This window comes from Arthrobacter sp. NPDC080086 (assembly GCF_040702285.1).
In genome coordinates, this window is record NZ_JBFBKP010000021.1 from 31,674 (window position 1) to 43,646 (window position 11,973).

At 64.6% G+C, this 11,973-nt stretch carries 12 protein-coding genes and 1 pseudogene; 12 read left to right on the top strand and 1 reads right to left on the bottom strand.

All coding sequences use genetic code 11. From position 1 onward, the window contains the following. Window positions 1-69 precede the first annotated feature (69 nt). From accB to AB0305_RS09735, 8 genes and pseudogenes are all read left to right on the top strand, one after another. The gene (gene accB / locus AB0305_RS09700) at window positions 70-537 is read left to right on the top strand and encodes an acetyl-CoA carboxylase biotin carboxyl carrier protein (RefSeq protein WP_366172643.1); all 468 of its coding nucleotides are present in this window, start codon (window positions 70-72) and stop codon (window positions 535-537) included. Between the two features lie 128 nt (window positions 538-665). Further along, the gene (gene accC, locus AB0305_RS09705) at window positions 666-2,033 is read left to right on the top strand and encodes an acetyl-CoA carboxylase biotin carboxylase subunit (protein WP_366172645.1); all 1,368 of its coding nucleotides are present in this window, start codon (window positions 666-668) and stop codon (window positions 2,031-2,033) included. Further along, a complete protein-coding gene (prmA, locus tag AB0305_RS09710) occupies window positions 2,030-2,926 on the top strand; it encodes a 50S ribosomal protein L11 methyltransferase (protein ID WP_366172647.1) in 897 nt (298 codons plus the stop codon). The genes accC and prmA overlap by 4 nt, the downstream gene beginning before the upstream one ends. Before the next feature lie 96 nt (window positions 2,927-3,022). Next, window positions 3,023-3,151: pseudogene (locus AB0305_RS09715) on the top strand (MJ0042-type zinc finger domain-containing protein); the annotation flags it as partial. A 210-nt stretch (window positions 3,152-3,361) separates the two neighbouring features. Continuing rightward, entirely contained in the window at window positions 3,362-4,465 is a 1,104-nt protein-coding gene (locus tag AB0305_RS09720) for a DUF3426 domain-containing protein (RefSeq protein ID WP_366172697.1), read from the top strand. Window positions 4,466-4,516: 51 nt separating this feature from the next. Beyond that, entirely contained in the window at window positions 4,517-5,017 is a 501-nt protein-coding gene (gene tpx, locus AB0305_RS09725; protein ID WP_366172649.1) for a thiol peroxidase, read from the top strand. A gap of 94 nt (window positions 5,018-5,111) precedes the next feature. Next, entirely contained in the window at window positions 5,112-6,047 is a 936-nt protein-coding gene (locus tag AB0305_RS09730; protein WP_366172651.1) for a carbohydrate kinase family protein, read from the top strand. A gap of 9 nt (window positions 6,048-6,056) precedes the next feature. Continuing rightward, window positions 6,057-6,524, top strand: coding sequence for a hypothetical protein (locus AB0305_RS09735; RefSeq protein WP_366172653.1), 468 nt, complete (start codon window positions 6,057-6,059; stop codon window positions 6,522-6,524). Between the two features lie 257 nt (window positions 6,525-6,781). Here the strand turns inward: AB0305_RS09735 and AB0305_RS09740 are convergent, their stop codons facing one another. Then, window positions 6,782-7,390: a histone H1-like DNA-binding protein gene (locus AB0305_RS09740; protein ID WP_366172655.1), complete on the bottom strand. Its 609-nt coding sequence runs from the start codon at window positions 7,388-7,390 to the stop codon at window positions 6,782-6,784. A 1,151-nt stretch (window positions 7,391-8,541) separates the two neighbouring features. Between AB0305_RS09740 and AB0305_RS09745 the strand changes: the two genes are divergently transcribed. From AB0305_RS09745 to AB0305_RS09760, 4 genes are all read left to right on the top strand, one after another. Further along, a complete protein-coding gene (locus AB0305_RS09745; protein WP_366172657.1) occupies window positions 8,542-8,757 on the top strand; it encodes a hypothetical protein in 216 nt (71 codons plus the stop codon). A gap of 317 nt (window positions 8,758-9,074) precedes the next feature. Continuing rightward, window positions 9,075-9,908: a collagen-like triple helix repeat-containing protein gene (locus AB0305_RS09750; protein ID WP_366172659.1), complete on the top strand. Its 834-nt coding sequence runs from the start codon at window positions 9,075-9,077 to the stop codon at window positions 9,906-9,908. A gap of 139 nt (window positions 9,909-10,047) precedes the next feature. Further along, window positions 10,048-11,136 (top strand): collagen-like triple helix repeat-containing protein, encoded by a 1,089-nt coding sequence (locus tag AB0305_RS09755; RefSeq protein WP_366172661.1) that lies wholly within the window; start codon window positions 10,048-10,050, stop codon window positions 11,134-11,136. Between the two features lie 67 nt (window positions 11,137-11,203). After that, complete coding sequence (locus AB0305_RS09760) at window positions 11,204-11,659, top strand: DUF2147 domain-containing protein (protein ID WP_366172663.1); 456 nt, start codon at window positions 11,204-11,206, stop codon at window positions 11,657-11,659. The last annotated feature ends 314 nt before the right edge of the window (window positions 11,660-11,973 follow it).

Sequence of the window (11,973 nt, forward strand, 5' to 3'; positions counted from 1 at the left end):
GATGCGCCGCCGAAGAGCCATTCGCGCGCAACGCTTGCCCCAGACCGCCGACGCTGCAGGAGAACCTTCATGGATTTGCGCAAGCTGAAAACGCTGATCGACCTCGTGGCCGAATCGGGTATTTCGGAACTCGAAGTGACCGAAGGCGAAGGCAAGGTCCGCATCGTCAAGTCGGCGCCGCAAGTGATGGCGCCGATGCAATATGCACCGATGCCGATGCAGGCCGCGCCGGCCGTGGGCGTGGCCCCGGCAGCCGCTCCGGCCGCCGTCGGCGCGGAACCGACCGCTCCGGCCCTGCCGGCTGGCCACATCGTCACCTCGCCGATGGTCGGTACGTTCTACCGCTCGCCGTCGCCGGGCGCCGCCGAGTTCGTCAAGGTGGGCGACACTGTCAAGGAAGGCCAGACCATCTGCATCATCGAGGCCATGAAGCTGCTCAACGAGATCGAAGCGGACAAGGCTGGCGTGATCAAGGAAATCCTGATCGACAACGGCCAGGCTGTGGAATACGGCCAGCCGCTGTTCGTCATCGGCTGATCTTCCGGCATCCGACCCTCATCGTGCGGCGCCCAGCGTGCCGCATCCGAGCGCGAGCCAGCGCATCGGGCCCATGAATGCGGCCCAGCCACAGCGCCCTCGCCTCCCCTTTTTGTAGCGAGAACACGATGTTCGACAAGATCCTGATCGCGAATCGCGGCGAGATCGCTCTTCGCATCCAGCGCGCCTGCCGCGAGCTCGGCATCAAGACCGTGGTGGTCTATTCCGAGGCGGACAAGGAAGCCAAATACGTCAAGCTAGCCGACGAAGCCGTGTGTATCGGCCCAGCACCGTCGCCGCTGTCGTACCTGAACATGCCGGCCATCATCTCGGCCGCGGAAGTGACCGACGCCCAGGCTATCCACCCCGGCTACGGCTTCCTGTCGGAAAACGCCGACTTTGCCGAGCGTGTGGAGCAATCGGGCTTCACCTTCATCGGCCCGACGCCCGAATCGATCCGCCTGATGGGCGACAAGGTGTCGGCCAAGCAGGCCATGATCAAGTCCGGCGTGCCGTGCGTGCCGGGCTCGGACGGCGCCCTGCCCGATGATCCGAAGGAAATCCTGGCAACGGCCAAGAAGGTCGGCTATCCGGTGATCATCAAAGCCGCCGGTGGTGGTGGTGGCCGCGGCATGCGCGTGGTGCACACCGAGGCTGCGCTGATCAACGCCGTCAACATGACGCGCGAAGAAGCGGGCCGCGCCTTCGGCAATCCAGAAGTCTATATGGAGAAGTTCCTGGAGCATCCGCGCCACGTGGAAATCCAGATTCTGGCCGACCAGCACCGCAACGCCATCTGGCTGGGCGAGCGCGATTGCTCGATGCAGCGCCGCCACCAGAAGGTGATCGAGGAAGCGCCGGCACCGCACATCCCGCGCCGCCTGATCGAGCGCATCGGTGACCGCTGCGCCGAGGCATGCAAGAAGATCGGCTACCGTGGCGCCGGTACGTTCGAGTTCCTGTACGAGAACGGCGAGTTCTATTTCATTGAAATGAACACGCGCGTGCAGGTCGAGCACCCGGTCACGGAAATGATCACGGGCGTCGATATCGTGCAGGAGCAGATCCGCGTGGCCGCCGGCGAAAAGCTGCGCTTCCGCCAGAAGGACATCACGCTCAAGGGCCACGCCATCGAGTGCCGCATCAACGCGGAAGATCCGTTCAAGTTCACGCCGTCGCCGGGCCGCATCACGTCGTGGCACGTGCCGGGTGGCCCGGGCGTTCGCGTCGATTCGCACGCGTACAACGGCTACTTTGTGCCGCCTAACTACGACTCGATGATCGGCAAGGTCATCACGTACGGCGCCACGCGTGAGCAGGCCATCGCCCGCATGCGCATCGCCCTGTCGGAAATGGTTGTGGAAGGCATCTCGACCAACGTGCCGCTGCACCGCGACCTGATGCTCGACGCCAACTTCGTCGAAGGCGGCACCGACATCCACTACCTGGAGCACCGTCTGGCGCAACAGGAAGTGGCCAAGGGTGGCGGCAAGTGACGTACCGCGAATGCGTACTTGAAGTGTCTCGCGACGACGCCGAAGCGTTGTCCGAGGCGCTGTTTGATCTCGGCGCACTGTCTGTGTCGGTGGAAGATGCCGATGCCGACACGCCCGAAGAACAACCGCTCTTCGGCGAGCCCGGCCATGAGCCGACCCGCCTGGCGTGGAACCGTTCGCGTGTGGTCGCGCTGCTGGCTGACGATGCCGATCCGGCACTGCTGGTGGCAGCCGCAGCCAACGAGATCAAGCTCTCGCCCATCCCTGCGTACACCGTGCGCGAAGTCGAAGAACAGGACTGGGTGCGCGTAACGCAATCGCAGTTCGAGCCGATCCACATCGGCGAGCACATCTGGGTCGTGCCGTCATGGCACGACGCGCCCGAGCCCGACGCCGTGGTGCTGGAGCTGGACCCCGGCCTCGCCTTCGGCACCGGCAGCCACCCGACCACGCGCCTGTGCATGGAATGGCTGGAGCAACACGTGCAGCCGGGCGAGCGCACGCTGGATTACGGCTGCGGCTCGGGCATCCTGGCCATCGTCGCCAAGAAGCTCGGTGCCGGTGAAACCGTCGGCGTCGACATCGACCCGAACGCCGTGGAAGCCTCACGCTACAACGCCGAGCGCAACCATGTGGACGCCGCGTTCGCGCTGCCGGACGATGCGCCGGAAGGCACGTTCGACCTCGTCGTCGCCAATATCCTGTCGAACCCGCTGAAGCTGATGGCGGCCATGCTGTGCGCACGCGTGCGTCCGGGCGGCCGGCTGATCCTCTCGGGCGTGCTGGAGCGCCAGGCGGAGGAAGTGGCCGCAGCCTATGCGTCGGCCATTCCGCTCACGGTGTGGCGTGCACGTGACGGCTGGGTCTGCCTGCACGGTGTGAAGCCCGCGTAATTTCGCGAGATTACGCGCCAGCGTCACCCGCAAAGGTCGACGCTGGCGTCACTGTCTGCAATACTCGCGCGGTCGGCTTTTTTCTCCTCGTCCCGCATGGCAACTGCGCCACAAGCTGCGCCACGTTTGGCCGCCCGCTGTCCCAACTGTCAAACCGCATTTCGCGTTGTTGCCGACCAGCTTCGGCTACGCGGCGGACTCGTCCGTTGCGGGCGCTGCAACCATGTCTTCGACGGCCGCGCACATCTGATCGAGCTTGGCGCCACACCAGCGCCCGCCGATACCGTGCCCGCTGTCCCGGCACCGCACACGCCGGCCTCAAGCACACCAGTACCCGTGCCCGAGTCGCCCCAGCCACAGCAAGCAGAATCCCCCGCCCCACAAGCGGAACCGCCCGCAGCAGAGCCCGCCGCTGAAGACGACCACGGCTTCGGCATGACGCTGATCTGGGAAGAGAACATCGTCGAAGACGGTGTCGCCGAGGTCCACCTGGGCGAAGTGGAAGGTGCGACACCCATCCCTGACACGCAACCGACCGCACCCGATACGCGCCCGCTGCCCGAGGCCACGCCAGAAGAATCCGAGGCGCCCACGCTTGCGCCGGAGCCGGTCACACCTGCCGCAGCGGCACCGCCCGCGCCGCCCGCCGACCCGTTCCACGGCTTGCCGCCCATCCGCGAACTCGAAGACGACGAAGAGACGTTCGCGGCGGCCGTCCCGAAGCAGCTGTCGGCGGATTTGCCGGCCGAACCCGTGATCGTGCCGGCACCAGCGCCCGCGACAACACGCAAGCCCGAGAGTGAGAAGCACGACTCGGTGTGGATGCGCCACGAGCCCGATCCGCACACGCAGTTTGCGCCGGTGCCGCGCCGCCACGGCAACCACGTCCGCCGCACGCATGATGAACACGCTGGGGCCACCGGCCCGACCCCGCAGCGCACGCTGACCGGCGCGCCGCGTCCACGCAAGGCGCGCGGGCCGAATCACGGTGTCTCTGCTGCCACGCTGGATTTCCTGCGGGCCGCGCAGGCGCGCGAACAAGTCCGCAAGTCCAGCGGACGCCGCGCGCTGGCGCGCATCGCGATCGGCTTGCTGGTCGTCACGGCGATCGCACAGGTGCTCTTTCTCGGCCGCGCGGAAATCGCTCGCCGCGTGCCGGCCACCCGCCCGTTGTGGGAATCGCTCTGCCAGCCGTTGCATTGCCAACTCGCCCCACCGCGTGACCTGGATGCGCTGCAGATCGAATCGTCACAACTGCAACGCCAGGAGGGGGACGCGTCCGACCAGTACGTGCTGACCGCCACGCTGCGCAACCGTGCCGGCAACTCCGTCGCGTTGCCCGCCATCGAACTGATTACCACCGACCTGCAGGACCAACTGCTGTCGCGCAGAGCCCTGCTACCGGCCGATTATCTGAACCCGAGCGACCGTGCTTACAGCAAGTCCGGCCTGCCCGCCCGCGGTGAGCTGCCGATTCGGGTACGATTCCAGTCCCAGCGCCCGACGGCCAACTATCGGGTCCTGATTTTCTACCCCTGAGTGGTATCCCAACTCACCCCAACACGTATCAAAACGAAGGAGCAGCACACCATGGCAAACGTGACCCTTGGCGGCAACCCGATCGAAGTCGGCGGCCAATTCCCGAGCGCCGGCGCAAAGGCCCCGGCATTCACGCTGGTCGGCAAGGACCTGAAAGACGTCTCGCTGGCTGACTTTGCCGGCAAGCGCAAGGTCCTGAACATCGTGCCGAGCCTGGACACCCCGGTGTGCGCCACCTCCACACGCAAGTTCAACGAAGCCGCTGCCAAGCTGGACAACACCGTCGTGTTCTCCATCTCCGCCGACCTGCCGTTCGCTGCCGGCCGCTTCTGCGCCACCGAAGGCATCGAGAACGTCGTGCCGCTGTCGACCTTCCGTGACAAGGGCTTCAAGCAAGCCTACGGCGTCGACATCACCAGCGGCCCGCTGGCCGGCGTGACCGCGCGTGCCGTGGTCGTGCTCGACGGCAACGACAACGTGCTGTATTCCCAGCTCGTGCCCGAGATCAAGGAAGAGCCGAACTACGACGCAGCCCTCGCTGCACTGAAGTAAGCTGCACCGAGACTCGCGTTGAGATAGCTCGGGTCTCTCATTCACCACACGGCCGTCCACTGGGGCGGCCGCGTCATATCTGGAGCGCCTCAATATGGCCAGCGTGATCTGCGGCTCGGTTGCCTACGACACCATCATGACGTTCGACGGACACTTCCGCGAACACATCCTGCCCGACAAGATTCATATCCTGAACGTCTCCTTTCTCGTGCCGAGCATGCGCCGGGAGTTCGGCGGCTGCGCAGGCAACATTGCGTACTCGCTCAAGCTGCTGGGCGGCGAGCCCATCATCATGGGCACCGTCGGGCAAGACGCTGGGCCGTACATCGAATACCTGAAAGGGCTCGGCATCTCCACGCAGCACATCACGGAGATTCCCGACACGTTCACGGCGCAAGCCATGATCACGACCGACCGCGACAACAACCAGATCACCGCGTTCCACCCGGGCGCGATGAGCCAGTCGAGCATCAATTCGGTTAAGAATGCGCTGCCGGCCAAGCTGGGCCTGGTCGGTCCGGACAGCCGCGACGGCATGCTGCATCACGCCACACAATTTGCCGAATCGGGTGTGCCATTCATCTTCGACCTGGGCCAGGCGATGCCGCTGTTTGACGGTGCCGATCTGCGCCGCTTCGTTGAACTCGCCACCTACGTGGTGGTCAATGACTACGAAGCGCAGGTCATGCTGTCACGCACGGGCTACAGTGCGACAGAGCTTGCGCAGCGCGTCGAAGCCTTCATCGTCACGCGCGGGGAAGAAGGGGCGGAGATTCACGCCGGCGGCAAGCAATATAAGATTCCTGTCGTGCCTGCCGAGCGTGTGGTCGACCCGACCGGTTGCGGTGACGCCTTCCGCGGCGGTCTGCTCTACGGCATCGAAAACGGTCTGGACTGGGAAACCACTGGCCGGCTTGCCAGCCTGATGGGCTCGCTTAAAATCGCCTGCCAGGGCCCGCAGAATCACGGCCTGCCCGTCGACGAGATTGCCCGGCGCTTTGAATCCGCTTTCGGGTACCGGTATCAATAAGGAACGCACATGAAACCCATCTATCGCATCGGTGCCGCGACCCTGCTGGTCGCCGCGCTCGGCCTGCAAGGCTGCGCCATGGGCACCAACTCCAACAGCGCTTACACATCGGGCCAGGCTCAGCGCGAGCAGACGGTGCGCTTTGGCACGGTCGACTCCGTGCGCAACGTCGTGATCGACCGTGAACAGACCGGCGTCGGCACCATCGCCGGTGGCGCCATCGGCGGCATCGGTTCGGCAGCGGCCATCGGGCGCGGCAACGGCTCGGTGGCGGCGGGCGTGCTGGGCGCCATCGTCGGCGGCATCGCCGGTAGCGCGATCGAAGGTCAGGCGAACAAGCGCCCCGGCCTCGAAATCACCGTCAGGCTCGACAACGGCGAGTATCGCGCCATCACGCAAGACGCCGACGAGGCTTTTCGCCCAGGCGAACGTGTGCGCCTGCTGTCGTCCGGCGGCGTGACGCGCGTGACGCACTGATCGCGACTAGACAACCGGTCTAGCGCCACAAGCACACCGCATCGGCATCGCGCCGGTGCGGTTTTTTTTTGCCCGCACGAGTAGCACGAACAAGCGCACGAGCAATCGCGCAGACATGAAAAAGCCCGCCGGGGCGTGAGCCGATCGGCGGGCGGTGCAAGACACTTGGTCTTGCGGACCGGATACGCAGTATCCGGTCAGGTGGGCGCAACGTGTGCGCCGCTGTGGTCCCGGAGGATCACCGTCGTAAGAATGACTTACGGACGGTTGCCAGTCGGGAACGGCCATGCCGCAGCCGGGTTCAGCGCGGTCTTGGCAGCGGGTGCAGCAGCAGGTGCAACGGCCGGAGCAGCAGCGGGCTTGGCGACAGCCTTCTTCGCCGGAGCCTTCTTCGCAGCAGGCTTGGCAGCAGCCTTCTTGGCGGCCGGTGCCTTCTTCGCAGCGGGGGCCTTCTTCGCAGCAGGCTTAGCAGCAGCCTTCTTGGCGGCCGGTGCCTTCTTGGCAGCAACCTTCTTCACTGCAGCCTTCTTAGCGGCCGGAGCCTTCTTGGCGGCAACCTTCTTCACTGCGGCCTTCTTGGCTGCCGGTGCCTTCTTGGCAGCAACCTTCTTCACTGCGGCCTTCTTAGCTGCCGGTGCCTTCTTGGCGGCAACCTTCTTCACTGCGGCCTTCTTGGCTGCCGGTGCCTTCTTGGCAACGACCTTCTTAGCTGCAACCTTCTTTGCAGCGACCTTCTTGGCTGGTGCCTTCTTGGCAGCCGGAGCAGCCTTCTTTGCAGCAGCCTTCTTAGCGGCCGGAGCCTTCTTTGCAGCGGCCTTCTTGGCCGGGGCCTTGGCGGCCGGTTTCTTCTTAGCAGCAGTTGCCATGGGAAACTCCTTCGAGATTGGGTATCGAACTATCGAGATTGAGCAACCCGACCGGCCCGATCCCACGATGCATTGGCATCGCCAGACCAACCGAGCGAGCGATTCATCGGCGCGCCACCCAACGGCAGTCGCACGCTAATGAATTCGGTAGAAAGACCTGCAACGCGCGCGGCAAACACACGCAGCAAGTTGCACGCCTTGGCCGCACACACGTGCGCAACCGCAGCCGGCCGAACAAACTGCATCCGGCGAGTCTTCATTAATTGAGAGGACCGGGGCATCGTGGCCACACCGGTCGAAATCTGATCTTGCGCGAATCGCTGTGTAGGTTGCAAAGCCGCTTGCAGCGTGACTTTGCGGACAGCGGAAACCTGGAGAGCGCGCGTTTTCTTTTGGGGGTAGTACGCCCATCCCGACGGGGGGATCGCAGAGACGGCACCGAGTTTAAACAGCCCTGTCGGCGTGGCGTGCATCAAAGTGGTTACGCTCCTCGACTACCTTTCACTTGTCGCTTGGAACTTCATCGTCGTTGATCGCGCGAAGCGCCCTTGCATTGAAGTCAACGTCTTGTCAAGGCGAATCATAATTCGTTTGCGCGGTGATGTTAAGAGATTTATGCAAAAAGCGCGGTGAGTTTTGGTGAAGGATTGCGTTGCCTCTGTGCATCGATACGATTTGGATCGCGCATGCACGGTGATCCCCTTCGTGAACGCGCATTTTCTTGCGTCGTAACATCACGTCAACGCGTTGCTCAACGCTGACACACGCCTCCCGCAAACCCAATATTCATGCCGGTTTACAGCAACACGCATTGTCGCGTGCATGCAGATCGTGTACGCGTGCATGAACAACGTGCGAGCAACGCATCGTCGTGCGCGCTGATGCGCGAGCAACGCGATGCGTGTCGAAAAAAAACGATGCGTGGATGCGACAACACGCGCGGATTTTTCGCGCGCTCGCGCGTAGTCGACGCGTTGCACGCGTGTGCATCGACGTATCGCGCGTGTCGATCGACGCGAGCGACACGCTTCCGACGCGTGCCTCACTCGCGTGCGATGCGCACGGTGCGAACGCGATGTCGTTGCGATGCGCGACATGGCCAACGACGACATGCGTGACATGCCGCAAGTCGCGTGCCGCGCATCGGATGCGTGATCAACGAAATGCAGTGGCATGTCGAGGTGGATCGATCGGGTAACTGCATGCCGATGGCGATGCGATATGTCGCGCGACCACCGCGATGCGTGTTGATGTGCGCGTCGCCGACGCTGGTGAAAATCTCACGCACGCAGTTGCGTCGTCATGGTGATGCGCACGTGCAATGGCACCTCGCACATTGCGGGAAAACCCTGTTCAGCAACGACTGAAAAGTTCGTGCCACCGCGTTTGAAACGAGGCGGTTTTGCGACGATAGAAGGATTGTTCTACGGCAATTCTCGGGCCATTTTTGCTGCATGCAAAAACCCTGAAGAATGGCTTTCCACCGTGATTTATAGAAAATCCGGCTGAAGAAATGCTGCAAGCGCATATCGGCGTGTCAGGTTGCCGCTGATTGCCACGTCATTCGGTTTCACTTCACGATCCGCTCACCCCATCAGCACGGCATTGATCGGGCGGTGTGGCACGGGCCTGCGCGTGGTCCGTGACAAGACAGGGCGGTCTTCGCTACGCCAGCGGCACTGCGATGACCTACCCGACGAACAAAGAGCGCAAGACAGAAGGGGTCCAACACAAGCGTTCTGAGCAGTGGAGGCACAAGATGCGCGATCTGGCGTTCTTGTTGAAATCAAACCCGCCGAGGCGACGGATGTTTTTGCAGTGCGCACTGTCGGCGGCATCGCTTGCCGTGCTGGCAGGGTGCGCGAATTCCGGCGGCGGCGACATGGGGACATCACTTGGCGGCGGTAGCGATTCGCAATCCAAGCCGTCGATCACGGCGTCGAGTTCACCGACGTGGTCGAGCAGCGGCAGCGGCGGATCGACTGGCAGCACGCCGGTTGCCACGTTGACGGGCCCCGTCGAGCAGGTGACGACCACCACCATCACGGCCATCGTGCCGCTCACTTCCACGCTGACTTCTGCGACGCAGACGCTGGCAACAGCGACGGGTCTCGGCGCACCGGTCAGCACGGTACTGACGACGCTGGGCAGCGCACTCGGCAGTGAGGGCCGCACGATCACGTCGGCTGGTGGGGGCAACGCGCTGGTGTCGACGCTGGGCAACACGGTCAGCACCGTAGGCACGCTGACGACGGGGCTGTCGACGCTGGTATCACCCACGGCGCCGTCGGCAGGAACGAGCGCACCGGGCGGCGCGTTGACTGGCGCACTGGGCGGTGCATTGGCGCCCGTGACATCGGCGGTGGGCACGTTGACGGCGGGTATTCCCGGCGTCGGCGCGCTGGGCAGCACCGGTGGTGCGAGCGCGTCATCGGGTGGGCTGGGCAGCATCGGCTCCACCGTGGGTGGGTTGGTGGGCGGCGTGCTGTCGGGTGTGACAGCGACGACGCATCACTAACGCAACCGAGGCAACCGAGAGCTTTCTTTGCATTCGACGGCAAACGCAGGCGGATGCTGCCCGCTGGACGCCAGATGCGCGTTCTTCTGACACCCGGCGGTTTTACGCGGTACGGGCCGCGCTAACAAGGAGACACACCATGAAGACTCAAACCCCGCTGCATGCTTCTTCCCTTTCTGTTTCGCCGCGCACGCTGCTGGCCGCGGCGGCGCTTGCCGTGCTGACGCTGGCCGGTTGCGCGTCGGGTGGCAATCCGAACGGTGACACACCAGCGTCGACCGCCAACAACGACCCGGGCGCGGTGCCGGTCGGCAACGTGGCGAGCAACGGCGGCAACGTCGTCACGCAGACCGGCAAGACAGTGAGCGACCTCGGTACGACGATCGGCACGGCATCGGTGCCCATCATCGGCGGTACGGCGGCACAGAAGGATCTGGGCACGACCGTTACGTCGGCGGGTAACACCGTGCAGGTGCTCGGCAACGGCATCAGCAACGGGCTCGGCAAGATCGGCTCGACGCCGGATCCGGTCGGCACCACGGTGCAGAGCTCGGGCGATGTGGTGCGCTCCGCCGGTGTGACGGTCGGTAGCGCCGGGCAGACGGTGTCGGACCTCGGCGCGGCCGGCAGCCCGCTCGCGCCGCTGAACCCGGTGACGTCGCCGGTGGGCAGCGGTGTCTCGGCGCTCGGCCAGGTGATGCAGGGTGCAGGCGGGCTCGTCACCATCGGCACGTCGAGTGGCCCCGTGCAGCAGATCACGCAGCAGACGAGCAACGCGATCGTGCCGCTGTCATCGCAGGTCGCCCAAGGTACGCAACAGGCGGGTGGCGCGACCATGCTCGGCGGCCCGCTGGCCGGTGCGTTGAATACGGTGGGCGGCGGCCTGCAATCCGGTGGTGCGCAGGTGGGCGCGGCCGGCGGCAACCCACTCACGCGTGACGTGGGCGGCGTGGTGGGCGCCGTGGGCGCCACGGTGGCCAGCGCCGGTGGCCTGGCGAACGGTGGCGGTGGCGGCTCGACCAACCCGCTCGCACCGATCACGGGTGCACTGGGTGGTGGCGGCGGCAGCAATCCGCTTGCCCCCATCACCGGTGCATTGAGTGGTGCCGGCGGCAGCAGCAACCCGCTCGCCCCCATTACGAATGCGCTCGGCGGTGTCACAAACACCACGGGCGGCTCGGGCAGCAATCCGCTGTCCACCGTGACCGGCGCGCTCGGCACCCATTGACCTGCGAGGCCTGCGCCGGCCTGCCCTACCCCTCTTTCTATTTCTACTCTGACAAGGAGACCACACCATGAAACCGACTCACCTCTCTCTCGCGCGCCTGGCCGGCGCAGTGGCCTTTGCACTGGCCGCGGGCAGCGCCTTCGCGCAGGCCACCCCGGCCGGCACCTGGAAGACGATCGACGACAACACCGGCAAGCAAAAGGGCGAAGTCACCATCGTCGATAACGGCGGCGTGTTCACGGGCAAGGTCAGCAAGATCCTGGTGCCCGGCGACGAGAACAAGACCTGCACCAAGTGCACGGACGATCGCAAGGACCAGCCCATCAAAGGGCTGACCATCCTGACGGGCCTGAAGCCGAACGGCAACAACAACTGGGATGGCGGCCAGATCCTGGACCCGGAAAACGGCAAGGTCTACAGCGCCAAAATGTCGCTATCGGAAGACGGCCAGAAGCTCAACGTACGCGGCTTCCTGGGTATCAGCCTGCTGGGCCGCACGCAGACGTGGATCCGCGAGCAATGACCGCCCGCCGATGACGCAGCTTCCAACGCGCGGCGGCACCCTTTCCTTGTGAGCGGGTGCCGTCTCTTAGGGCGCCGGTGCAAGCCGGCGCCTTCTTTTTTGCCCATACCCGTGTGCAATGCACGCGCGCGCAACTCAAGAACATGTGCCTCGCCGCCGTTACTTCTTGGGAGGCCCCGATTTTGTGGGGAAACCGCATTCCGCGTGGCTTGGCCGGGCTACCGCATCCCAACGAGGGTAGGGGCGCCGGCGCATTCTCCGGCATGCGGCATGGTGCTATGCTGCGCGCCAGAGGAATCAATACAAACAAACGT

Coding starts and splice junctions, on each gene's coding strand:
- accB (WP_366172643.1), top strand. CDS start 70: ATGGATTTGCGCAAGCTGAAAACGCTGATCGACCTCGTGGCCGAATCG.
- accC (WP_366172645.1), top strand. CDS start 666: ATGTTCGACAAGATCCTGATCGCGAATCGCGGCGAGATCGCTCTTCGC.
- AB0305_RS09720 (WP_366172697.1), top strand. CDS start 3,362: ATGACGCTGATCTGGGAAGAGAACATCGTCGAAGACGGTGTCGCCGAG.
- tpx (WP_366172649.1), top strand. CDS start 4,517: ATGGCAAACGTGACCCTTGGCGGCAACCCGATCGAAGTCGGCGGCCAA.
- AB0305_RS09730 (WP_366172651.1), top strand. CDS start 5,112: ATGGCCAGCGTGATCTGCGGCTCGGTTGCCTACGACACCATCATGACG.
- AB0305_RS09735 (WP_366172653.1), top strand. CDS start 6,057: ATGAAACCCATCTATCGCATCGGTGCCGCGACCCTGCTGGTCGCCGCG.
- AB0305_RS09740 (WP_366172655.1), bottom strand. CDS start 7,390: ATGGCAACTGCTGCTAAGAAGAAACCGGCCGCCAAGGCCCCGGCCAAG.
- AB0305_RS09750 (WP_366172659.1), top strand. CDS start 9,075: ATGACCTACCCGACGAACAAAGAGCGCAAGACAGAAGGGGTCCAACAC.
- AB0305_RS09755 (WP_366172661.1), top strand. CDS start 10,048: ATGAAGACTCAAACCCCGCTGCATGCTTCTTCCCTTTCTGTTTCGCCG.
- AB0305_RS09760 (WP_366172663.1), top strand. CDS start 11,204: ATGAAACCGACTCACCTCTCTCTCGCGCGCCTGGCCGGCGCAGTGGCC.